This window comes from Nostoc sp. CmiVER01 (genome assembly GCF_034531135.2).
GTDB lineage: Bacteria > Cyanobacteriota > Cyanobacteriia > Cyanobacteriales > Nostocaceae > Nostoc.
Genome location: NZ_JAVRBU020000021.1, coordinates 1 through 25,258, shown reverse-complemented (window position 1 = coordinate 25,258; position 25,258 = coordinate 1). Strand labels below are relative to the sequence as shown.

The 25,258-nt window shown below is 40.9% G+C and carries 13 protein-coding genes; 7 read left to right on the top strand and 6 right to left on the bottom strand.

From position 1 onward, the window contains the following. Positions 1-70: 70 nt before the first annotated feature. The 7 genes from RMZ43_RS29940 to RMZ43_RS29910 all read left to right on the top strand — a co-directional run bounded on the left by RMZ43_RS29940 (position 71) and on the right by RMZ43_RS29910 (position 16,024). On the top strand, positions 71-256 hold the full coding sequence (locus RMZ43_RS29940; protein WP_322647806.1) for a hypothetical protein: 186 nt from the start codon (positions 71-73) through the stop codon (positions 254-256). 120 nt (positions 257-376) lie between these two features. Continuing rightward, entirely contained in the window at positions 377-1,711 is a 1,335-nt protein-coding gene (locus RMZ43_RS29935) for an ABC transporter substrate-binding protein (RefSeq protein WP_322652417.1), read from the top strand. A 73-nt stretch (positions 1,712-1,784) separates the two neighbouring features. Next, positions 1,785-2,696: a carbohydrate ABC transporter permease gene (locus RMZ43_RS29930; RefSeq protein ID WP_322652404.1), complete on the top strand. Its 912-nt coding sequence runs from the start codon at positions 1,785-1,787 to the stop codon at positions 2,694-2,696. Between the two features lie 3 nt (positions 2,697-2,699). Beyond that, positions 2,700-3,584: a carbohydrate ABC transporter permease gene (locus RMZ43_RS29925; protein ID WP_322652405.1), complete on the top strand. Its 885-nt coding sequence runs from the start codon at positions 2,700-2,702 to the stop codon at positions 3,582-3,584. 113 nt (positions 3,585-3,697) lie between these two features. Further along, positions 3,698-4,786 carry an ABC transporter ATP-binding protein gene (locus tag RMZ43_RS29920; protein WP_322652406.1) on the top strand — a complete coding sequence of 363 codons (1,089 nt, stop codon included), beginning with the start codon at positions 3,698-3,700 and terminating at the stop codon, positions 4,784-4,786. Positions 4,787-5,441: 655 nt separating this feature from the next. Then, a complete protein-coding gene (locus RMZ43_RS29915) occupies positions 5,442-11,552 on the top strand; it encodes an eIF2A-related protein (RefSeq protein ID WP_322652407.1) in 6,111 nt (2,036 codons plus the stop codon). Between the two features lie 176 nt (positions 11,553-11,728). Then, on the top strand, positions 11,729-16,024 hold the full coding sequence (locus RMZ43_RS29910) for a filamentous hemagglutinin N-terminal domain-containing protein (protein WP_322652408.1): 4,296 nt from the start codon (positions 11,729-11,731) through the stop codon (positions 16,022-16,024). Positions 16,025-16,043: 19 nt separating this feature from the next. Here the strand turns inward: RMZ43_RS29910 and RMZ43_RS29905 are convergent, their stop codons facing one another. The 6 genes from RMZ43_RS29905 to RMZ43_RS29880 form a co-directional block, all read right to left on the bottom strand. Next, positions 16,044-18,686: a CHAT domain-containing protein gene (locus RMZ43_RS29905; RefSeq protein ID WP_322652409.1), complete on the bottom strand. Its 2,643-nt coding sequence runs from the start codon at positions 18,684-18,686 to the stop codon at positions 16,044-16,046. 73 nt (positions 18,687-18,759) lie between these two features. After that, positions 18,760-19,557 carry a DUF928 domain-containing protein gene (locus RMZ43_RS29900; protein WP_322652410.1) on the bottom strand — a complete coding sequence of 266 codons (798 nt, stop codon included), beginning with the start codon at positions 19,555-19,557 and terminating at the stop codon, positions 18,760-18,762. 667 nt (positions 19,558-20,224) lie between these two features. Next, positions 20,225-20,461 carry a hypothetical protein gene (locus RMZ43_RS29895; RefSeq protein WP_322652411.1) on the bottom strand — a complete coding sequence of 79 codons (237 nt, stop codon included), beginning with the start codon at positions 20,459-20,461 and terminating at the stop codon, positions 20,225-20,227. A 396-nt stretch (positions 20,462-20,857) separates the two neighbouring features. Next, positions 20,858-23,230, bottom strand: coding sequence for a CHASE2 domain-containing protein (locus RMZ43_RS29890; protein ID WP_322652412.1), 2,373 nt, complete (start codon positions 23,228-23,230; stop codon positions 20,858-20,860). 22 nt (positions 23,231-23,252) lie between these two features. Then, a complete protein-coding gene (locus RMZ43_RS29885) occupies positions 23,253-24,170 on the bottom strand; it encodes a DUF1822 family protein (RefSeq protein WP_322652413.1) in 918 nt (305 codons plus the stop codon). A gap of 55 nt (positions 24,171-24,225) precedes the next feature. Next, positions 24,226-24,873 carry a sigma-70 family RNA polymerase sigma factor gene (locus RMZ43_RS29880; protein WP_322652414.1) on the bottom strand — a complete coding sequence of 216 codons (648 nt, stop codon included), beginning with the start codon at positions 24,871-24,873 and terminating at the stop codon, positions 24,226-24,228. Positions 24,874-25,258: the final 385 nt, after the last annotated feature.

Genomic DNA, 25,258 nt, shown 5'->3' with positions numbered 1-25,258 from the left:
AATATGCTTGTTAAGACATGACAAAGAAAAAAGCCGTTACTGAAGGCAACGATGAACGGGGGCATCCCAAATGTCTAAAAATATAATTTGTCATTGCGATCGCCCTTGGCGTTCGTGCAGGGTACATAATGTAGTGAAGCAAAGTAATCGCAACATCCGTACTTTGGCGATCGCTACCCTGCGGGTTCTCCAAAGGAGTACACTAAAATATGAAACAATTTTTTTTCAGATAATTTATGCTTTTATTTCTGAATAATTACCACTAGTACGCCACGGCGGAAATAGAGCAACCATTTAAAATCCCTAAAAAGCAGATTCCATAATACTTTTGACTTTTGACTTCTGCCTTGCGGTACTAGCGATCGCTACATTAATAATGTTGCACCGAAAGCCAATAAACAAGTTACAAAAATTTATCCAAAAACAGAGTTATTTACATATAGGGGTTTTCCTCGCAACTCTGTTGAGCATCATATTGTTCAGTTGGGTAGCACTCTCACAGCAACCAGTTACCCTGAATCTGTTAATGACTGCCCCTGATGCCGAACCTTGGAGGCAGGGTTTGATTAGAGACTTCGAGGCTGAGAACCCAGGTATTCGCATAAACCTGGTTGAAGGGCCGAATGCTACAAATTTGCTCGAAGACCTATATACTTCATCTTTTATCTTAGGTGAATCCCCTTATGACCTAGTTAATATGGATGTTATTTGGACATCCAAGTTTGCTGCTGCTGGATGGTTGCTACCTTTAGACAATCGCATTTCTAAACAGGATCTGGGAGCATTTTCATCGCAGGATGTAGAAGGAGGACGTTATCAAGACAAGCTGTACCGTATTCCAGTGCGTTCCGACGTGGGAATGCTCTACTACCGGGAAGATTTAATCAAACAAGCAGGATTGCAACCGCCAGAAACCTTTGATGATTTGCTCCGAATTTCTCAAGTCTTACAGAAGAAAAACCAGGTGAAGTGGGGCTATGTTTGGCAAGGTCGTCAATATGAAGGACTTGTGGCGATGTTTGCAGAAGTTCTCGATGGCTTTGGTGGTTTCTGGGTTAATCCCGACACCCTCGAAGTTGGACTAGATCGACCAGAAACATTACGAGCCATTGAGTTTCTACGTAGTACTATCAGAGAAGGCATTTCTCCTCCTGGAGTCACGACTTATCAAGAAGAAGACACCCGACGCTTGTTCCAAAGTGGTCAAGTAGCATTTTTACGCAGTTGGCCTTATGCGTGGCCTTTAGCCCAGGCAGAAAATTCGCCAATCCGGGGCAAAATAGCAATTAAACCGATGGTTCATGCTCCTGGGCAAACGGGAGCAGCTTGTCTTGGGGGCTGGGGTTTAGGGATTTCTAAAACCTCTAAACATCCCGAAGAGGCTTGGAAAGCAATTCAATATTTTACCAGTCGAGAAGCACAGCGCCGATTTATTTTCAGCGCAGGCTATGTGCCAAGTCGCCGGGATTTGTTTACAGATCCAGAGATTGTTGCTAAATACCCCCACTATCCGCAATTATTGGAGGTCGTGGACAATGCAGTTTTACGTCCGCCGATCGCTCAATATGCTCAGACATCAGATATTTTGCAGCGTTATCTCAGCGCCGCCTTATCTGGTCGGATGAATTCTCAACGAGCAATGCAAGCTGCTGCTGCCGAAACGCGCCGATTGCTGGGAGCAGGGGGAAAGCAATTAAAAATTAAAAATTAAAAATTAAACAACTTGTGCTTTCTGCTTCCTCTTTGCCAATGCCCAATAACAAATGACAAATGACGAATGACAAATGACAAATTTAAATACACTCAGAAGTCGTGAACAACAAACAGCCTGGATATTACTAACACCCGCATTGCTGCTGTTGTTGTTTGTATTTGCCTACCCGATTTTACGAGCATTTTGGTTAAGCGTATTTACTAGAAATCTGGGAACAGAGTTACAACCCGTATTTTCTGGTTTGGAAAATTATGTGCGGATGGCGGGAGACGGTCGTTTCTGGCAGAGTTTGTGGGCGACAACGGTATTCACAACAGCATCAGTAATCTCAGAACTACTGCTAGGACTGGGGATTGCTCTAGTTCTCAATCAGGCGTTTTTTGGACGCGGCATAGTGCGTACAATCGCCATTATCCCTTGGGCTTTGCCTACTTCTCTAATTGGTTTAGCTTGGTCTTGGATTTTTAACGACCAGTTTGGGGTTGTAAACGATATTCTGCGGCGGTTGGGGCTGATTGGGACTGGAATTAACTGGTTAGGAGATCCAACGCTGGCGATGATAGCAGTGGTTTTTGCTGATGTTTGGAAAACTACGCCGTTTATCAGTATTCTGTTGCTAGCTGGATTGCAATCGATATCACAAGACCTCTATGAAGCTTACTCCGTCGATGGGGCAAATGCTTGGCAAAGCTTCCGCAATATTACCCTGCCACTGCTGCTGCCACAAATCTTAATTGCAGTGCTATTTCGGTTTGCTCAAGCTTTTGGGATTTTCGACTTGATTGCCGTGATGACCGGGGGTGGCCCTGGTGGCGCTACGGAAGTGGTGTCATTGTATATTTATTCTACGGTGATGCGCTACTTAGATTTTGGTTATGGAGCAGCCCTGGTAGTAGTGACATTTTTAATATTAATTGCTGCGGTGGCGATCGCTAGTTTCTTGCTTAACAAATACCGTGCCAAAACATCAGGAGCCATTTAACCCATGAGTGTAACTCCCCAAGCAGTTCCAACGACTCCAAAACCAAAAGGGGAAAGCAAGTTTTCTCTTAAAAAAATCTTGCTGCCCATAATAGTTGTATTAGTAGTGCTATTCAGCTTATCCCCAGCTTTATGGCAATTACTGACCTCGTTTAAAGTGAATGAGGATATTGCCGCCGTTCCTACTGTCTATTTTCCCACACGATTCACTTTTAATCACTACATTGAGTTATTCACCCGTCGCCCATTTTGGCGCTACATCTTCAACAGTGCCTTTGTATCGATTACTTCTACAGCCGTATCTTTAGCGATCGGCGCACCTGCGGCTTATGCACTGGCACGGTTACGCCCTTGGGGAGAACGATTTATCCTCGCCAGCGTTCTAATTGTTACCTTATTTCCCGGAATTCTGTTGTTCTTAGGACTGTTAGAAATTATCCAAGCCCTTAAACTCGGCAACAATTATCTGGCGCTGATTATACCCTACACTGCCATTAATTTGCCGCTAACAATTTTAGTATTGAGAAGCTTTTTTCAACAATTGCCAAAAGATTTGGAAGATTCCGCTAGGGTCGATGGCTACAACACCTTTCAGTTACTATGGCAAATCGTACTACCGATGACCCTTCCCGCCTTGGTGACTACTGGAATCCTCACCTTTATTTTTGCTTGGAACGAGTTTATTTTCGCTCTCACATTTATGACCCGTGAAGAGTTGAAGACAATTCCCGTTGCTGCGGCTCAGTTGGGTGGTGCGACAATATATGAAATTCCCTATGGCCCGATCGCTGCTGCAACTGTTGTGGGGACGTTACCCCTGATTTTACTAGTTTTGTTTTTCCAGCGCCGAATTGTCCAAGGTCTTACTGCTGGTGCTGTCAAAGGATAGGGGAGGCAGGGGAGGCAGGGGAAGCAGGGGAAGCAGAGGAGCAGGGGAAGCAGAGGGGAGAATAATAATTTCTGACAAATGACAAATGACCAATGACAAATGACAAATGACAAATGGCTAAACTCGAACTCACAAACTTAAACAAAACCTATAATCCTAAAGTTGTCCCTGTTAAAGACGTTAGTTTAACTGTAGATAACCATGAGTTTCTCACTTTACTTGGCCCTTCTGGCTGTGGCAAATCTACCGTCCTAAGAATGATTGCGGGTCTTGAAGAACCTACTCGCGGTCAAATCAAGATTGGAGATGTGGATGTCACCTATAAGCGAGCAGCCGATCGCAACATTGCAATGGTTTTTCAAAGCTATGCACTCTATCCTCACATGACAGTGTACGAAAACCTCGCTTCTGGACTCAAGCTGAAAAAAGTACCACCTACAGAAATTAAACAGCGAGTTGCAGAAGTAGCAGAAGTTTTAGGATTAGCAGAGTTAATGAACCGTAAGCCTGGACAAATGTCTGGAGGTCAACGCCAGAGGGTTGCTGTCGGTCGTGCTTTGGTGCGTAATGCCGATGTGTACCTGCTAGATGAACCTTTAAGTAACCTGGATGCACTACTGCGAGAAAGAGTCCGAGCCGATATCAAGCAAATTTTTGCAGCCCAAAAAGTGCCAGTTGTCTACGTCACCCACGACCAAACCGAAGCAATGACGCTTTCCACCAAAGTTGCATTGCTCAACGATGGCTATGTCCAGCAGCTTGATCCGCCTGACCGCATCTATAATCATCCCGCTAATCTATTTGTGGCTGGATTTGTTGGTAGTCCGCAAATGAATTTACTAACTTTACCTTGTAAGGGAAAATATGCGATCGCAGGTAACTTCCAAGTACTTCTCCCCGATATACCGACCGTACCACCGCAGATTGTTTTGGGAATCCGCCCAGAAGATGTCCGCATTGCTCAACCAGGTGATACCCAGACTATCCAAGGGAGAGTGTTTTTAGTTGAAAACTTGGGTATGCACTATTTGGTCAGTGTCAACATTGAGGGTTCACAAACCGGAGCGATTACGGTGCGTGCTTTATTGCCAACAGACCAAAATTGGAGTGGCGAAAATATTACACTAGCATTGCCCCCTGAAGATATTCACTGGTTTGATGTTCAATCTGGCCATGCTCTTGTTAAAAGACAAATGAATTAAATTCCGTTATTAACTAAATGACTAAATTTACATGGTTGCGATCGTCCCCTAATCCTTTTAAAATTTAACTTCTTGATTTTATTTTGAAATTTTATATTATAAGCGATCGCTACTAGACATCTGGTGAAATTAAATATGCGTTACCCAGAACCCTTGTAGAGACGTAGCACTGCTATGTCTCTACATTATTTACTGTGATAATTGTTAACTATTAACTAATTTTAAATTTCCCTTAATTCAAAAAAAAGTTTATTAAAAAAACATATATTCAGTATATTGCCTGATGTATACCACAAATGTTTCTAGTTAACATCTAGCACATAGTACGGTAATAACTACTTCAACTTGAAGATAAAGTTGCAAAGTTAAATGGCTATTCATTAGCCGTAAATTTAACTTTAATCACTCTATTAACTTTTGCTTGCATATTTATAAATTTTTTCACACCCTAACTCTAAAGTATTTTCAAAAAACTAAGTTTGATCTGTGACGCCGATAGCTTACCTCTATAGGAATCTTGCTATGCATAGCGTCTCGTAGAGAAGCGGTAGCAAGTGATGTGCTAATGCTATCAAGCATCATAGCCCGTCGTAAACATCGCGTTTCATCAATCCAGTAAAAAATAGGGCGCTGCTAATTGAGTCACCAATAGGCTATGAACACCTTTGAGATTAACATCCAGCGTAAATCAGGAAATAACTGGCCAATTGTTGTCGAACATAGCCGACCTGGTGAACTTCTATCATCACGCTCGGAAGGAATTCTGCAACTGTCATTGGAAGATTTTCAACGATTGACTAGCTTACAAGGTCAGCCGAAAGACTATGGTATATTTTTAGGAAAAGCACTGTTTCGTGATGAAATCAGAGATGCTTTTGTAAGTGCGTTACGGAACTCCCAAGAAACATTGCGGGTGTTGCTATTTATCGAAGCCGAAGATAAAGAACTAAGAACCTTACGTTGGGAAAGGCTGTGCGCTAACATCGATGACGGATGGCATTTATTAAGCCTAGAGCAGCGAACACCATTTTCACTATATATACCAACGATTACAGACCGACGTTTTCCGCCAATTGGTAGAAGAGATTTACGCGCCTTGATACTGGTAGCCAGTCCTTCAGAAATTGAGCGATTTAGCTTAGACTCTTTCAACGTTGAAGCCGCAGTAGAAAGTGTCCGCCAATCTTTAGGGGTAATACCATCTGATGTCTTAGCAACAGTAGAAGGTGCTATTGGCTTACCGACTTTAGACGAACTGTGTCACCATCTAACCGACACCACAAAACAATACACGATGCTGCACTTTGTCAGTCATGGTAAAGTCATAGATAATGGTGAAACAGTTTTGTACTGGGCGAAAGCAGATAATAAAGTAGACCCAGTAACAGGAACACGTTTAATAGAAAGACTGCGGACATTAAGAGGAGCCAAAGGTTTACCACACTTTACCTTTCTTTCTACCTGCGAAAGTGCCAGTCCAGAAGCAGAAGCGGCATTAGGGGGTTTAGGGCAAAGATTAGTGCGCGATTTAGGAATGCCCGCAGTCATCGCCATGACTGAGAAAGTGACTGTTAAAACCGCCCTAGCTTTATGTGCAAAATTTTACCAGCAATTAAATAAATCGGGGGAAGTGGATTTAGCATTACAGGATGCCTCTGCTTCCCTTGCAGAACGTCAGGATATTACCGTTCCCGCCCTATTTAGTCGATTGGGGGGAAGGCCCCTATTTAGCGATCAACTTGACCGCGACTTAACCAACGCCGAAATCAAATATGGTTTAGAGCGATTGCAAGTATTTATGGCAGAGCGATCGCCTATACTGCAATCAAAGTTGCAACCACCAGCAGAAAAGTTGAGAAATCTGCTCAATACAGATTCTAAAGCCTTGAGCAAACAAGCTAGGCAAGAGCGAGAGCAAGCTTTAGAAGATGTCAACAATCTATCTCAAGCAGTTCTTGACCTCACTTTCAACGCTGTAGCCTTAGATCAGGAAGTACCTATTTACGACGCTCGTTGTCCTTTTTTGGGCTTGTATCCCTTCCGAGTCGAAAACCGCAAATTCTTTTTTGGCAGAGAACGATTAATTACACAATTACAACAAAAGTTAGCAAAAGACAACTTCTTAGCTGTGTTTGGGGCTTCGGGTAGTGGTAAATCATCAGTGGTACTAGCAGGGCTGATTCCGGCTTTGTTGGAAAAACAGTCGGATTTGATGATGGCGTATATGACACCGAGTAGTAACCCTATTGAGCAACTACAAGCTAGTTTTTTAGAAGTGCAAAATCAAGCGTCAGTCTTAGTCATTGACCAATTTGAGGAACTTTTCACGCTCTGTACTGATGAAGCCACCCGGATGTTATTTATAGATAAATTGCTGTTCATTATTGGGCAGCAAAAAGTCGTGATTACCATGCGGGCAGACTTTTGGGGTGAATGTGCTTCCTATCCCCAACTTAAGGAGTTAATGCAATCTCGCCAAGAACTGATTGGCCCAATGGATACCACAGAACTGCGGAAAGCAATGGAAATGCAAGCCGCACAAGTGGGGTTACGTTTTGAAGCAGGCTTGAGTAACTCGATTTTAGATGATGTTCAAGGTGAACCAGGGGCAATGCCATTACTACAACATGCACTGCTAGAGTTGTGGAAGCGGCGACATGGTAGATGGTTAAGGACTGTGGAGTATGAAGCCATTGGTGGTGTAAATATGGCGATCGCACAAACTGCTGATGCTTTTTATGATAGTTGCACACCAGAAGAACAAGAACAAGTCAAGAATATTTTTATCCGTTTAACCCGCTTAGATGAATCGGCGGTGGAGGGACAAAAACGCCGCGATACCCGCCGCCGAGTTTGGTTAGATGAATTAATTCCTACTCTTAGCGCCCAGTCTCTAATTAAAAATCTGCTCAAGCGGTTAGCAGGTGAAGGGGCCCGCCTAGTGGTTACTAGCGTCGATTCAGCGACACAACGCGAAGAAGTAGAAGTCGCCCATGAAGCCTTAATTCGTTACTGGCCAAGGTTGCTGAATTGGTTAGATGAAAACCGTTGCCTCCTGCTGCTGCGAGAAAAGATTCGTCAGGAGGCTTTGGAATGGGACAACAATAAAAAAGACGAAAGCTATTTGGTACAGCGAGGGGGACGCTTAGAAGAAGCTCGGAAATTATTACAAAAATCTAATTTTTTAAATATCTTAGAAGCTAATTATGTACGAGTTTGTGTAGAACTGCGCGATCGCGAAAAACAAGAACAAGAAACTCGTCGGTGTCATGAAATTCGGGCAAAGCGGACAATGATTGGAGGAGCAATTGTTGTTTTGGTTACCACTAGTTTAGGGCTAATAGCTTTCACCAAAAGCTTAGAAGCCGAATTAAGTAAAGCCGATTCTCTTCGTCAAAATTCTTTCTTATTGTCTAAATCCGATAAAAATTTGCAAGCTCTCACCGACGGAATTAAGTCCGCCAAAATCTTGAAAAATACAAGTTTTTGGACAGCAATTAGTGGCATAATCATCAAAAACCAAGACCAAATTGACTCTCAGGCAAATGCGATCGCAGTTTTGCAACAAGCCATTGATGGAGTACAAGCACGCAATTACTTAACTGGGCATCGTTCTTCAGTCACAAGCGTCGTTTTCAGCCCTGATGGTAAAACTATTATCACAGTTAGTAAAGATAATACTGTTAAAGTTTGGAATTTAGATGGCAAAGAACTGACTAAATTCTCTCTCAACTTTGATGCAACACTAACAAGCGTCGTCTATAGCCCCTATGGTAAAATTATTGCCACAGTTAGTAAAGATAATACTGTCAATCTTTGGGATTTACAGGGCAAAAAACTAACAAAAATAACCCTACCGCATCAGCCTTCGGTAACAAATGTAGTATTCAGCCCCGATGGTAAAACTATTGCTACAGCTATTGACAACAAAACTGTCAAGCTTTGGAATTTACAAGGCAAAGAACTAACAAAAATCCCCCTCCCACATCAGCCTTCGGTAACAAATGTAGTATTCAGCCCTGATAGCAAAACTATTGCTACAGCTATTGACAATAAAACTGTCAAGCTTTGGAATTTACAGGGCCAAGAACTAACAAAAATAACCCTACCGCATTCGGTAACAAATGTAGTATTTAGCCCCAATGGTAAAACTATTGCCACAGTTAGTACAGATAAAACTGTGAAACTTTGGGATTTACAAGGCAAAGAACTAACAAAAACCCCCTCAAAAACTGATGCCACAAGTGAAAAGTGTTACGAGATTGGTAAGCCTATTGACGCAGAAAGTAAAGATAATACTGTCAAAGGTTGGAATTTAATAAAGTGCGCTCAAAAACAAAACCAGCCGTTCCAGCATGACGTCGAGATCACAACTCTAGCTTTCAGCCCCGATGGCAAAACTATTGCCACGGGTACTGAAGATAATACCGTCATCCTTTGGGATTTAGATGGCAATCAACTGCAAACTTTCAAAGGACATGAAGGAGATATCACAAGTCTAGCCTTCAGCCCCGATGGTAGTATTCTCGCTTCTGCTAGTAAAGATAATAACGTCATCCTCTGGAATTTAGGGGGAAAACTTCTGCAAACTTTTACAGGGCATCAAGCTGCTGTCACAAGCGTTGCCTTTAGCCCTGACGGTAAAAATATTGCCTCTGGTAGTAAAGACAATACTGTTCAACTTTGGGATTTAGGTGGCAACATGCTGCAAACCTTCAGGGAACATAAGTATGCAGTTACCAGCGTAGCTTTTAGCCCCGATAGTAATACCCTTGCTTCTGCTAGTGAAGATAAAACTGTCAAACTTTGGGATTTAAAAACTAATTTCTTGCCAACCTTGAACCAATATGCGGCAAGGCTTACAATTCCAGGGAAGCAAGCAGCGTTTACAAGTGTAGTTTTTCCTCTCAATGCCGATGAGCGTAACAACGGCAAATGTAACATCCTCGCTGCTGGTAGTAAAGATAATATTATTCAACTTTGGGATCTAAGCCAAAACAAGCCGCACATTTGGGATTTAGGGCAAAAGAAGCCGCAAATCTTTCCAGGACATCAATATGCAGTTACAAGTGTGGCTATAAGTCCAGATTGTCAGACTTTAGCATCTGCAAGCGTTGACAAAACCATCATCCTTTGGGATTTGAAAGGGAATAAACTGCAAGCCTTCAGAGGACATCAGGCTGCTGTCACCAGCCTTGCCTTCAGCCGTGACAGCAAAACTCTGGCCTCTGGTAGTGACGACAAAACCATCATCCTTTGGAATTTAAATACTAAGAAACAACAAGAAATTTTCAAAGGGCATCAGGCTGCTGTCACCAGTGTCGCCTTCAGTCCTGACGGTTACAGCCTAGCCTCTGGAAGTCTTGATAATACCGCTATCCTCTGGAATTTAAAGGACAAGAAACACCAAATCTTCAGAGGACATCAGGCCGCTGTTACCAGCGTTGCATTTAGTCCCGATAGTAAAACCTTAGCTTCTGCCAGTGACGACCATACCATCAAACTTTGGGATTTAAAGGGTAAACATATCCTCGAAGAACATCATGATACCGTAAATACGGTCGCCTTCAGTCCCGATGGCAAAATTCTGGCTTCTGCAAGTGAAGACAATACTATTAAATTATGGGATTTAAAGGGTCATCTTCTCAAAACCCTCAAAAACCAGCTTTCAGGGAATGAGACTGCGGTTAAAGATATAGTTTTTAGCGCCGATAGTAAAACTTTGGTCTATACCAGTGAAGATAGTACTATCAAACTCTGGGATTTCAACCATCCTCATCCTGTTCTCATAACCTTGCCAACAGATACAACTTTAAGCCCTGATAAGCAAACTTTGGCTTTTGTAAGTGCAGACAATACTATCAAAATTTGGAATTTAAAACATGATTTAAAAGATAGTCTACCAACAACTATTAAAGGAAATAAGTCTACGATTAAAAATATATTGTTTAGTCCTAATAGTCAAACTTTGGCTTCTGTCAGTGAAGACAGTGTTATCAATATTTGGGATTTAAAAGGTAATCTGCTAACAAGTCTCAAAAAGCAGAATAAAGAGATTAAAAGTATAGTTTTTAGCCCGGATGGGAAAAATCTGATTTCTGTGAATGCAGATGATATCGTCATCAAGTGGGATTTACAGAGCAATCAAATGGATACCTTCAACGGGCATGAACATAAGGTTAAAAATATAGCTCTTAGTCCCGATGGAAAAATTTTTGCCACTGTAAGTGAAGACAATACTATTAAAATATGGGATTTTAACGGGAAACTTCTCGAAAGTTTCAAAAGGGATACAACACAGATTCTAGATATATTTTTTGCCGATGATGTTCCCAATCTGATTTCTAGAAATGCAGATTATATAGGAATTCTGTGGGATTTAAAGGGCAATCAACTGTACAGCTTCAAAGCGGATGATGAGCTTACAAATATAGTTTTTAGTCCCAACAAGAAAACTTTTGCCTTGGCCAGTGAAGATAAGACTATCAAACTTTGGGATTCACAGGGTCATCTACTCAGAACTCTAATAGGGCATGAAGCCGGGGTTAAGAGTATAGCTTTTAGCCCTGACGGCTACACTCTTGCCTCTGGTAGCGCAGATAATAAGATTATTCTATGGGATATTAACCATTTAAATATGGATGCGCTTTTAGATAGTTTGATGGTAAGTGCTTGCAATTCGGCTAAAGATTATTTACATAATAGCCAACAGGTAGAAGAGAGCGATCGCCATCTGTGCGATAGTATTACTAAAGAAACCCAATAAAGTATGCCTAACAATTGGGGAATAAAGCAATTTTTCATCCAGACACTGCTTACTCAAACTTTAACAGCCCTAAACAGCATGGTTCGGCTATGTCTTATTGTTAAATAATAGACATCGATTAACTTGATACGTGCTTAACTAAACATTAGTGTTGGTAATACCTGTGGAGGCTTGTAATGTCTGGTAGTTGGCATTTAGGTTATTGGGGTGGAGTGCTGGGTATTGCGATGAGTGTCAGCGCTTTGTCTGGAAAATGTGCGATCGCTCAAATCACTCCAGATAGCACTCTACCGATTAATTCCAACGTATCATCAGACGGTAGCACTCTCAACATCACTGGCGGCACACAAGCAGGCACTAACTTATTCCACAGCTTTAAAGATTTCTCTATCCCTACTGGTAATACTGCTTTCTTCCGCAATGGTACTGACATTCAGAACATTATTACCAGAGTAACAGGTAGTTCAATCTCCAACATTAATGGGTTAATACAAGCTAATGGTATAGCTAACCTATTTCTAATCAATCCCAACGGAATTATTTTTGGACGCAACGCCTCACTAAATATAGGTGGTTCTTTTGTAGCAACTACAGCTAATGCAATTGGGTTTGACAAGCAAGGTTTTTTTAGTGCTTCTACTCCGAATAATCCTGAACTACTCGTAGTCAATCCTTCGGCTCTTCTATTCAATCAAATTGCTGCTGCGCCGATTCAAAACAACTCAGTTTTAAGTGTTAATAATAATCGTAGTTTGCTGGCAGTTGGAGGCGATGTCAACGTAGATGGAGGCTCATTCAATGCCCCTGCTGGACGAGTGGAGTTAGGAGGTTTAGCAGCAGAGGGGACAGTTGACCTTAATGCCAATAGCAACAATTTTAGCTTAAATTTTCCAAAGAATATAGCACGAGCAAATGTGTCGCTTACCAATGGCGCTGAAATTAATGTCGCTTCTGGTGGTGGCGGTAGTATTGCCATCAATGCCCAGAATATAGACGTTTTAGGAAATAGTAGCCTACGTGCGGGTATTAGTCCACTTGCAGGAGCCGATGACGTCCAAGCTGGAGATGTCACCCTCAGCGCCAAAGGAACACTGAGAATCGAAAATAGCTCTATCTACAACGCCGTTTTTGGTTCTGGAAAAGGTGGTTCTTTACTTGTGGATACAGGTAAATTAATTATTCAAGATGGAGTACTAGCAACTGCTACTATTTCTAGTGGGAAAGCTGGGGATCTGGTTGTAAAAGCCTCTGACTCAATAGAATTAACTGGCAGTTCCTCATCAAACGGTACGATTGACATTGACATCAATGTTCCTTTTAATTTTTTAGGTCTTTTTACTCTAAATATTCCTGTTTCTGTTCCTGTTCCTATTGGCTTGTTTTCTGCTTCCCTTGATGCCCGGAATCTTCCTAATGTTTCTTCTTTCGTAAGCTCTTTACCTATTGCAGGTGGAAATGCCGGAAACGTGAGCATTGAAACTGGGCGGTTACTTGTCTCTAATGGGGCAGGGGTATCAGTCGGTAGTAACACCACAGGGAATACTGGAAATTTGACCGTGAAAGCAAAAGACATAGAACTCAATAAAAGCTCGATATACAATGTCGTTTTTGGTTCCGGTGATGGTGGAAACTTGCTTGTGGATACAGCAAAGTTGATTGTTCAAGATGGAGTAATAGGGACTGCTACTTTTTCTGATGGTAATGCTGGGAATCTGATTGTGAACGCTTCTGACTCAGTAGAAATAACTGGCGATCTCTCATCAAATGCCACACTTCCTATTAACATTCCTGGAAATATCTCTGGATCTTCTAATGATTTTATTGTACCTATTGGGCTGTTTTCCGCTTCCCTTTATCCCAGTAATATTACCCCTAGTATTTTTCTTGGAAATGGAAATGCTGGAAATTTAACTATTAAAACTGGACGCTTAACTGTCTCGAATGGCGCAGTGGTATCGGCAGCTACAGCAACCAGAGGAAAAGGAGGAGATTTAACTGTTAAGGCAGACTTGGTAGAACTCAGTGGTACTTCAGCAAATGATTCTCCTTTATCTCTGTTCAGTATCACAAAGAAGCTTCCTAGTGCATTGCGTAATGATACTGACGGTCAGGGATCTGGGGGGAACTTAACTATTGATACTAAACGGTTAATTGTCCGGGATGGTGCATGGGTGATAACTGGTACTGGTAACGAGAAACCAGGAGGGGAATTGCCTGTAACAGGAGGCGAATTGCTCATTAATGCCACTGATTCAGTAGAACTTAGTGGCACCTCATTAGATAATATTCCTAGCGTTTTGGCTTCTGGAACACAAGGGTCTGGAAATGCTGGCAAATTGGTTATTAATACTAAGAAGCTGATGGTCAGCAATGGAGGAATTATCTCGGCAGGTACTTCTAGCTCTGGAAAGGGAGGTGAATTAACCATTAACGCTACTGATTCAGTAGAACTTGTTGGCACTTCAAAACAAGGGTTATCTGACTCTCAAATAAAACGATTGATTGGATTTGGTGGAGCCTTAGTCTCTAATTTGGTAGAAAATCGCCCATATCCGAGTGGTGTAATTTCTGGGAGTACAGGTAAGGGAGATGCTCAAAACTTGACTATTGACACTGGACGGTTATTAATTCAGGGTGGAGCGCAAGCATCGGTTTCTACAATTAATGCCGGAAATGCTGGTCAATTAAATGTTCGCGCCTCTTCTATAGAACTGAGTGGGACTTCGCTAGAAAGCCCTAAACCCAGCGACATTGAAGGTCGAAGCCTGTTGACAACTGCTGTCGGTGAAGGCTCAACTGGAAAGGGTGGCGACATAACAGTTAACACCAACTCTGTAACTATCACTGATGGTGCTGCACTGACAGCCAGTACATCTGGGCAGGGGGATGCAGGTGATATCGCTCTTAGCGCCAATAATTTGAATGTTATTAATGATGGACGACTGCGTACATCTACCTCTAGTAGTGGACAAGCAGGTGACATCACACTAAATATTCCAGAAATACAGTTATCTGGTTCCACTAGTGGTGTTTTTGCTCAGACAAGCAGTACTGGCGCAGCTGGAAAACTGACGCTTCAACCTTTGAACGCACAAACCTTGAGGGTTAATTTTTTTGATCAAGCGCAGATATCAGCATCTACCTCTGGTAGTGGTAATGGAGGAAACCTCACACTTATCGCCCCTGAGTCAATCAGCCTCAATGGTAATGGTATCTTGGCGGCGACATCAGAAGGTGCTGCTAGTGGACGAGCCGGAGATGTGCTTCTTAACACTGAAAAACTCACTATCACCAATGGAATGCGCGTTTCAGCCGCTACTAATTCTACTAACCCCGCAGCTAGTGGTGGTAATCTGACCGTAAAAGCTACACAATTGGACTTGACAAACGGTAGCAGTTTAGAAGCTGGCACGACAGGAAATGCACCAGGCGGGAACTTGACAATTCAACCCAATGACAATGGGCAAACCTTAGCTGTAAATGTTGCTGGAGGAGCAAGGGTATCGGCTGCTAGCTCTGGTAGTGGTAAAGGAGGAACCCTAAATATCAATGCTCCTGAATCTATTAATATTACTGGTAAAGGCTCAGTAATTTCGGCTGAGACAACAGGACAAGGAGCAGGCGGTGACTTGACACTGACAACAGGAAACTTGGCAGTTCAAGATCAAGGGAAAATAACTGTAAGTAGTACAGGCTCAGGGCCTGCGGGTGATTTAAAACTTAACGCTAACTCGATATATCTCAACAAGGCTGCCATCAGTGCTGACACTACAGGAGGTGGCGGAAATATCTTTGCGCGATCGCTTTTATTCTTACTACGCAATCAAAGTTCTATCACCACCAATGCCAAAGGTCTTGGTATTCCTGGCGGCAACATCAGTATTGATGCAAATGGCTTTATCGTTGCTGTTCCTGAAGAAAATAGTGATATTAGTGCCAATTCTGTTGACTTTCGTGGTGGAGCAGTCAAAATCAGCGCTCAAGGAATCTTTGGAATTGAGCGTCGAAATACACCAACATCAGAAAGCGATATCACTGCTACAGGAGCAAGTTCTCAATTCAACGGTTCAGTAGAACTTAATACACCTGGTATCGACCCGAACAGTGGCTTAGTTGAGCTACCCGCAATAGCTGTTGCAACTCAAGTAGCCCAAGTCTGCGATCGCCCAGGTTATGCCCAAAGCAGCTTTACTATCACCGGAAGAGGCGGTTTACCTCCTAATCCTACCAAAGATGTTCTCCCGAATGGCACAGTAGAAGTAGGTTGGGTGGCGCTCAAACCTAGCAGTAATAGCAGCAATCCACCTGTTACGACTAATTCAGTTACCACCACATCAGAACGTATTGTAGAAGCAAATGGATGGGTGGTAAACGAAAAGGGAGAGGTGGTACTTACAGCTAATGTACCTGCCGAGAGTCGTAGTTCATGGCACAAGGATGTGTCTTGCAGTAATTATCAAGCTCAGAATTAAATAGGGTTAATTGTGTATCTCAAAGCCAATTTCCTACTAGAACATAAGGTGCCCAGAAATAAGGACTTTTTTGTTTAGCAAATACAGTTAATTGAGCACGCTGGAGTGCTTGGGCTTTGCTGATCCCAGTATTTAAGTTTCGATAAAATTCACTCATAAGTTTAGCAGTCCATTGGTCGTCCACTGACCATAAACTTGCTAGCGTACTGCGTGCGCCTGCTCGTACAGCTATACCAGCTAATCCTAAAGCAGCTCGCTGATCACCAAGAGCAGTTTTGCAAGCACTCAAGACAAGTAACTCGATATTACCAGACCTATTTCTATCGCTAACTCGTAATAAGCTATCAAATTCCTTAACTTTTAGTAGTTTATTCCAGGTGAGAAGAAAAGTTCTTTCGGGATCTGAACTAAACTCACCGTGAGTTGCTAAATGAATTATAGAAAATGGGGTTGCAAGCAATTGTTTTTGCAAGTTACTATCGATAAACTGCTGATTTAACAGTTCTTCACTTCTAGGAACCTCAGTTTGAATTTCTTTGAGTTCCCGTGCTACATTTTTCAGTGCTGAAAATTTTTGACCTTCTATAGAACGCGCTTCTGCTACTCCAGCTGTTAAAGCTTTTAACTGTACTTTTTGTAAAGGTTTAGGATTAAACAATTGTAAACCAGGAGTTAAAGCGATCGCATATTTTTCCATGAGATATTTATTTTGCTGTGGGTCGTAAAGAACCCCCATTGGAATATTTCTTAATTCCCCATCCAATACAAAAACTAAAGTATTAATACCACTTTTGGATAATTCAGTTTCGGCTGGTCGAATTAACCAGTCATATATTTTTTGGGACTGTTCTTTCACTTCATAAGAGCCAGCGACATCTGTTAAAGATTTCCGTAGTGAAGTAACAGTACTCTCTACTTCTTCTTGAGCTATCTTAGTGGTATAGTGCTGTAATTGTTGATTAGGCAAGGTAAGGATAACATCGAAGCGATCGGGCAAAATAACTGAATAAATAACTGCTGCCTTTTTATCCTGCTCCACCACTTTGTCTATCTCTACAATTGGTTCTAAACAAGGTGAACGAAAAAAGTTATTCAGTTCTGCAACCTGGAGTGACTCAATAACTTTACGTGCCTGTTTAAGATTGTCTTGCCTACTCTGTTGATCCCCTTGAGTATTCTCTGTGAGCAACTGTAATTCAACTAACTCTCGATAAATAGGTTCTATACTTTCTCGGAAAGAAAACTGAACATCTAAATTAGTAGCAACTAAATCACCGCGAAGAGATTCTAAAGTTTTATAAGCTGTATTGTATGCCTTGAGTGCAGCGTTGAGATTTCCTTGTTGCTTGAGTAAACGTCCTTGCTGCCATTGCCACTGATAAAGAATGTCTGATGCATCAATACTTTGAGCAATAAATAAAGCTTGTGTTGTTAGTTCCAGAGCATCATCTAACTGCTTATTCCTTTCATACAGACGACCCAAAGTTCCAAGAGCATAAGATTGGGCTTGCTGGTCTTTTAGGCTTTGGGCCTCTTGTATCGCAGTAGACAAGAGTTGGGCAATATTTAAATTTGATAAAATAGGTGCATTGGTTTTCTGTGTTAAATCCATTAAAATAGAGGCGAATTGAATCCGAGCGTATACTGAGTTTCGGCTAGGAACCAATTTATTAATTTCAGCCAGAATTTGCTCAGACAACGATAAAGCTTGTTTAAACGTATTTTCGGCTTCTTTTTTAGAGAAAAATTCTAGAAGTAGGTTAAGTTGATTTAGCTGTGCTTGAATACGCGTAGTACCTAGCGCGTTTATAGCCGCTTGCTGATAAAAGTTTAAAGCAGCCTGAAATCCTTGTCGAACAAGGTCTGTATTCCCTACCTCATGTTGAGTTTTTGCTTCGGCAAAGGCTGTATTACCTAAACTGAGGAAGGTATCACCTATAGCTGTTGGAGATTTTATAGCTGTTGCTAGAGTTAAACTTTGCTCTAAAACTTTTCGTGATTCATTGAAATCACCAATAACTCGTAGGACATTGCCAAGGCTATCTAGTCCAGCAACTTTGAGTGATGAATCTGGAAGAGTAGTAAGGTTTTGTTGAACTTCAGTTAAAGTTTTTTGTGCTTGGCGATAAAGCCCTAAAGATTGCATAGCTTGAGCAGAGTTAATTCGATTACGAGTTAGTGTGGCGCGATCGCCTATTTGCTCATATATATCAGCAGCTTTTTGCCAAGTGGACAATGCAATTTCAGTTTGTCCTTGGGCTAATTGTAATTTTCCTTGTATATCTAGAGATTGGGCTGTAATTGCAGCATGGTCTTTTGAACTATCTAAATTCTTTAACAGATTCAGACTTTGGCTAATTGCAAGTTCTGCTTGTGTCTGTTTGCCAAGCTGTTGATAAATCAAGGCAAGATTGCTTAAGACTATAGCTTGGTTCAGTTTGTCTCCTGTGTTGTAGAAGCCAATAGCAGCTTGTTCTAAAACTTGAACTGCTTCAGTAAATAAACCTGCTTCATACAAAGCTTTACCCTGTTCTACTAAGCTTTTATCTAGGGCAGGTGAGTTTTGAATCTTAGTTTGTGGAATATTTAAGCTGATGTGAGAAAAAGTTGCTAAAGCAGGTGAACTAAAAATGCACAGTATGGCTGTTCCTAGTATCAGCAAGAAAAATTTCAAGAATCTTAAACAGGATTGTAGCATACGCAATAATACTGGCAATTTAGCCATATTTATTATACTAATTTGATTGAGTAATGGTTTTTTGACCACTCTCAAGTTCTACAATCGGTGCTGTTGCAAATTCTGCCAAACCAACATCTTTTAACAAAAGTGTCCAATCCTTTGTAAAAAGCTGTGATTTGGGATCAGAACGACGCAGAGTAGCTAAATTAGTTAAAGCATCTTGCCAAATTTGGTTAAGAGCATAAGTAGTATACTTTCTTGATTGTGTCCTTTTCAATTGACTTTCAAGATTAGAATTTAACGGCACACGCTGTATCCATGCATTCACATAAAAATACTCTGGCATTTGCTGGGGATTGCCGCAGAAAACTTTAAAATACCACTGGTAGTTTTTGTTTATTTTTAGAGCAGACTGTGGATTGTGCGGTAACTTAATATCAACAACACTAGCCTTTCGTGGTAGTGATAGATATGTCTTGTAGATGTTTTTGCCATTTTCATCTTGAAGTTGAAACTCCCCAAGAACAGCATTCTTTGGTAATTCTGGTACAAAAACCCAAAAAGTTGGATATTCATAAGTTGTAAATGCCAAAAAAGATTTTGATTCATCTGCAATTTCTTCACCAGGAACTAAAGCAGTAATTGGCGTGTTCAACGGAGTGCAACCATCACGGCTTGTACCTCCTTTACGACGTCCAATAGGTGCGCCGTTATCTGGAAAATTTGGACGTTTAGACTGGCTAAGTGTATTAACAAAAGATTGGTTAGGTAATTGATCTACCTGTGCTAAAACTCTTGTGGGGTAACTTATTAATCCCAGAAGTACTAATGTCATAATGTAAGTAAGTTTCATCAACAATATACTCCTTGACAAAAGTAATATAAAGGTCACTTAAAGAAAATAAACAGCTATGAAAGCAGTGCAAACATATGTAATTTTGGATATCCTTAATGTGTAAGGATATGATTTAAACTAGCCGAAACCATAAAATGCCCGAATTAAAGGGGTTTTATTCTTGAGATGCGTTTACCGGGATTATGAAAAACATTGCAATCATTTACTAACCTTAACTACACTAGAAAGATATAAGATTGCGGAAAGTAAGTTTATCTAAATTTGTATTGACAAAACGAATGATTTGTGTATATAAGAATAATTAAAGTTTTTTATTTGGTTTGTTTCCCAATGATTAGAGCGATGCTTAAGCACTTGCCCTATAAAAAGATACATTTGTCACATTTAGATCCACGCTGCACAATAAATAATTACGCCTAAAATAATATCAACAAGTAAACATTATTGATATTACTTTCAGCTTTATTGACACTAAAGTGTTCATCTTGATCAAAGGTAGTGCAATGTCTAGGTTAATTTTGAGGGTTTATAGTGAGCACAAAGCGTGCTTAGAACATCAGAACTAAAGTCTTTACCAACGGGAAAGTTAGTCGCTCATGGGGGAAACCCCCAGACGCTCTTGGACTCGCTCTAAGCGTTGGCGCAGCCTCTCGTAGAGAAGGCTTTACGCTGCGCTATTACCCTTGGCATCTCCCTTAGAAGACCGCGCTAACTCACTACGAACTTGCTTATCAAGAAGGGCAGATAGCGCAGCGTTAGCGAGTCCGCGAGCGTCGGACAGGAGGCAGAAGGGAATACTGCTTCCTACGCTGAAGCCTGTGATCAAAGTGAACTTGCGGTCTAAAACCTTGCCGTCTAGACGGCGCAAACAACATAGGGCGGGGTCTGAATCCCCGTCCAATTGTTCCTTCTGCCTCCTGCCTTCTTCAACTATCATTTTTTTAAACTTGATGTACTAGTAGGTAGATATAAACTATGAAATCCTTGATGTTATTTCCCCTCAAATGTATAATTTTGAGTGAAGCAAGGAATTGTAAATATCCTTTATATTATGTTAGTTTAATAAGTCAGGGTTACTATATTTGTGCAAGAATCGTAAACCCCTATTTACTACCTGCTTTCTGTCTCCTACAGTCTTAACTATCAGTCTTTAAGCAGACATAATGTTACTAGGTTGGGAATCACAAGTTATATATTTATTTACAATTTTGCATGGTGTTATTCTGAGGCTTTTAGCGTGTTAATACTGATATAATAACATTATCAATGTAAATATATAAAAAGTTTTTTGCGAAAGTTATTGATTACGAATATCTCTAGACACAACCGCTACTTGTGTAGATATTAACGCCAATGCTGGCGGGATAAGTGGTATCCACCCTGCCTGAGTAAAAATCCCAAAAGATATAGTAAATAATGAAAATAGCATTATTATCCCGGCTGCTCCCAGACGTATAGGATGTCGAATATACCATGCTAAAATTCCTCCTAATAATGACCATCCCCATACCCAGAGTGCTTCAACCCAAGTCGGCCACCACCAAAGCAAAGGTCGACGATCTAGAACAGCACTAAGGATCTGGCTGCTCATGTGAGCTTGGACAAATACTCCTGGTATCAGCTTTTGATTTGACCCTGCTTTAGCACTATAAGGAGTTTTCCAGTAATCAGTAGTTGTTGGAGCAGTAACACCAATTAAAATAATCCGCCCCTTCAATAATTCGACTAATTCAGAATTAATTTTATTGTTAAGAACATCTCTAAGAGATACTTGTTGAGCAATGTTTTGAGGAGAAGAAAGCGAACGGTAATTTGCTAGCACTTGATAACCCGATGCATCGATTCGTTGGTAGCCGCTAGTATGAGATTTTAATTGCTTAAATACGACGTCGCCTATCTGCAAATTTCCTTGTGAGTTGATATCTGACTTAATACCTTTAGCCTCTAAATAATGAAGCGCAATTTGGAGGCTAAAAGCATATTCTGCGGCACAGGAAGATGTTAAAGGAGGTGTTAAATGCAAAAGCTGACGGCGGGCTATATCATTATCATCTGCAACAAAATCACTAAAGCTTTGGCGTTCTTCTGGAACTTCACGCGGTGGAGGAGTGCCTTCTGGCGCACCATCAAGAGGCGCAGAAACTTTGCATACGGCAAAAAGGCGTTTATCTTGTCGTAGTCTAGTTGCTAAATCTGCACTATTAGAGTCTACAGGGAAATCACGATAGATGTCTAAGCCAATAGTGCTTGGCTGATACTGATCTAGTTTTTTTAATAATTGTGCAAGTGCTTGGTCTGAAAGTGACCATCGCATATTCATATTCATGTGGTTCTGATACTGGATATCTGCTTCATCAATAGTGACAATTAGAAAACGCGAGTCTGGTTTTTCCTCTGGGCGTAATCCCATCATGTGGTCGAAAGCTTTTAATTCTGATGATTGCAATAACCCAAGCGATCGCACCCCCATTACCAAACCAGTAATAAGCAAACTTGATAACAGTATTACTTTAATACTACGCCACCGTAACCGGGCTTGAATTCTATATTTATTTACTTGAGGCTTGCTAATTTCTGTTTGGGGATTTCTCAAAAAATCTTTCCAAGTCGGTGGTACTGCTGCTGGATTTTGACAAATTACAGGTAAGGAAACCGCACAAGGATATTTATCTTCAATACCATGTAATTTTTCCCTTGATTCTCGTACTGCTAAGTACATAGACTCACCACTGGAAAATTTTTTGAGGAAATTCTTTAAGAATTCTTGTGCTACGAAGTCTTGCACTGCCTCCCGCATAACGATAATTTGTGGAATGTGCAAGTCTTCTAATTGATGTGCTAGTCCTAGCCCATCACAAGAATTAAAAATTGCTAACTGCAATCCTTTGCTGACAGCTTTTAAAAGACCATACTTTAGTTCATCAATTGTCAAGCAATCTGTTTTATTAATATAAATATTACCGCTCTTACCATCCTCAAAGCTCTCACTATGACCTGCAAAAAATAAAATGTCCCAGTCTTGCTCCCAAATTTGTTCATTTAACTGACTGCGCTGTGGTTCTACCAGAAAAGTTGTTTCTGCATCTGGTAACATCTCCAATAGCTTTCGATCTTTATCAATTAAGATTCCCTCACTGTTACCTAGAATTGCTAATATTTTTACCTTCCCTCCAATAGTACTTGTCTTTGATTTTGCCAGATATTCATACTCTGGTGCGCTTAAAGCAACTTCTGCTTGAGAGTAATCCTCAAAAAAATCCCATAAATTCCACGGGAGACGACGTAGCCAAATATCACTCGTTTTGATTAGTACGCGAACTGTATCATCTAATGTTAGCTGTTTAAGTAACTTCTCTTTGAGTGGGCGAAGTGAGTTACAGTTGAGCCAACTATTCATTTGCTGACTTAACTTTTCGTTTAACTCGCGGCATTTTTTAAGATGCTCACTAAGAGAACTTCCGACATGAATGTTCACTGGTGTAAGGCGAAAATTTGATAAACTGCGATAGGTTATTCGCCAAAGCTCATAATCTGCAATGATCTCTGGTTTTGGGGTAAGATAGCCTTGAACTTCTATACTGGCGCGATCGCCTTCTGCCCCAATTTCGAGTGTGACTTTTACCCCTTGGTTTAAATCACCATCTAGTTTCAAAACAACCAACTTCTGCATGAGTAAGAATCAAGCAATGTGCTTAAATAACAAAATTTTCAATAATATTAGTATTTCCTAGTTCTAAGTTAACGCTAAAACGTTCTCCTATTTGAGCATTAAATTCTAATGTTACATAAGTACTCCCACTTCTAGCGTGGGCTTCCATAACATTAATGCCTTTCTCATCTAACACTTTCACGATGAGATTATTGGGTAAGTAGGCTTGCTCATCAGATGGATGTACCTGCAATTTCAATTGGATTTCTACAGAATTCTTTGGTGTAAGTGTAATAACTAATGCCAGCGATTGTCCCGGAAGTTCTATTCCCATGTCAATCAGCTTACCCCGCGTCACTCCGTTTCGATAACGAAAAGCTAATTGTGGTGTTTTTGAGGCTAAAATTTTTTCTATCGGCTGCCAACCTGCATCAATTATATTTTGTAACCAGTAGCTCAACTTGACTTCTCTGGCGTTGCTTTCAAGTGAATCAATATATGCAAGTAAATCCTCAATAGTCTGTAACTCATGAAATAAAAGTTCACCAGCTTTTACTGTTTTAGCAAACCCGATTAAAGTTGCTTGTTGATGTTCTATATCTAGCTCAACTACAACTACACCAATTCTATCATCTGGTACTTCTGGTGGAATATAGCAGAGATTACCAGAGCTTACGGGGCGACATTCTAAGTAACCCAATCCACTCAACTTCAGGTCTGCCACATCTGCATAATAGTGCATAGCACAATTCCAACTATCGCTAGCCTTTGGATCTGTGGGAATGTTCATCATTTCCATGTAGTCATTCACCGCACATACAGCCAATGTATTAAGATATACTTGCTTTTTCTTTTCTGGTGTTACCTGTTCATCAGCAAAAAAGCGTGCTATTTTCAGTGCTGCTTGGGTAATAGATACCGGAATAGATTTTTCTGCTAGGTTTTTAGTGCTATGAATCATAAGTTTCCTTTCATTTTATAGATAGTTTTCTTCTATAGATATCTCTGCCTTAATTTCAAATTTCGTGATACCCTTGCTTAAGAGCAAAATTTCGTAAACGAGGTAAACATTCACGTTTATAGAAGTTGGGCGCAGTTGATAAAGGTAAATTGAATTCTTTCGCAATGTTTTTCCAGGGGGTTTCTGGAGGTAAGCGTCGCAGGATTAATATTTGACAAGTTACATCAGGGCGTCCTTTAACATAAGTGCTGGCTAAGTCATTGTCTGGATCTGTAGAAGCCCACTGGTAAGTTTCTTCCAAAATTGGTGGAATATCAGCTGCTGCTGGTAAGTTTTCGATTGTTTTGGTTGTATTTTCAATTTCCAAGCTAGATAGGGGAATAGTCTTAGCTTGAATTTGGGCTTCTCTAGAGCGAAAATCTTGCAGTCGCCACTTAAGACAATTGTCGAGCCAGGTGATCACACTACAACTCTGGGGATTATACTGCTCTGGATTCCGGCAAAAATATAACCAAGTTTGTTGCAGAGCATCATTATAATAGGGTGTGTTCTCTTTCCAGAGTTTGCCCGATTTCATTACAACTCTAACTATCTCACTAAGTTTTTGCCGCCGCATCAAACTTTTTGCTGGATGCGAACAAGCTTTGGCAACGAGATGCTGGAGTTTTAGGTTGAGATTGCTTACCGTGTGGACATTTGTCATAGAAAATCCCCTGGTGAAATACTTGCAGAAGTAGTCTAGAGATGCCTCTGACTGTTTAAATTTCTGATACCTAAATTCATAACTTGATGTTTAATACCTAGATTATTAGAGCTTATTATCTAGTTATCAAATTCAAGTTCAAGTTTTTCGCAAAAATTCACAAAAAATTTTCTGACTAGTATTCCATCGCGGGACTTAGACAAAATTAACCAAAAAAGAGCCTTAAATCCATATATAGAAGGACATTGACACCGATTTACTTAGTTTTTTGATATATCTAGGTTTAAGCTATTTTTGAAGATTTGGTGTATTAGACTTCTTGCATAAGTCGGGAAAAGGGGAAGGTGGGGCCCCCTCTGGGGATAAGGGGCGGGGGGAAGGGGAA

Bases quoted from the DNA above. Each gene is read 5' to 3' on its own strand.
- RMZ43_RS29940 (WP_322647806.1), top strand. From the start codon at position 71: ATGTCTAAAAATATAATTTGTCATTGCGATCGCCCTTGGCGTTCGTGC.
- RMZ43_RS29935 (WP_322652417.1), top strand. From the start codon at position 377: ATGTTGCACCGAAAGCCAATAAACAAGTTACAAAAATTTATCCAAAAA.
- RMZ43_RS29930 (WP_322652404.1), top strand. From the start codon at position 1,785: ATGACAAATTTAAATACACTCAGAAGTCGTGAACAACAAACAGCCTGG.
- RMZ43_RS29925 (WP_322652405.1), top strand. From the start codon at position 2,700: ATGAGTGTAACTCCCCAAGCAGTTCCAACGACTCCAAAACCAAAAGGG.
- RMZ43_RS29920 (WP_322652406.1), top strand. From the start codon at position 3,698: ATGGCTAAACTCGAACTCACAAACTTAAACAAAACCTATAATCCTAAA.
- RMZ43_RS29915 (WP_322652407.1), top strand. From the start codon at position 5,442: ATGAACACCTTTGAGATTAACATCCAGCGTAAATCAGGAAATAACTGG.
- RMZ43_RS29910 (WP_322652408.1), top strand. From the start codon at position 11,729: ATGTCTGGTAGTTGGCATTTAGGTTATTGGGGTGGAGTGCTGGGTATT.
- RMZ43_RS29900 (WP_322652410.1), bottom strand. From the start codon at position 19,557: ATGAAACTTACTTACATTATGACATTAGTACTTCTGGGATTAATAAGT.
- RMZ43_RS29890 (WP_322652412.1), bottom strand. From the start codon at position 23,230: ATGCAGAAGTTGGTTGTTTTGAAACTAGATGGTGATTTAAACCAAGGG.
- RMZ43_RS29885 (WP_322652413.1), bottom strand. From the start codon at position 24,170: ATGATTCATAGCACTAAAAACCTAGCAGAAAAATCTATTCCGGTATCT.
- RMZ43_RS29880 (WP_322652414.1), bottom strand. From the start codon at position 24,873: ATGACAAATGTCCACACGGTAAGCAATCTCAACCTAAAACTCCAGCAT.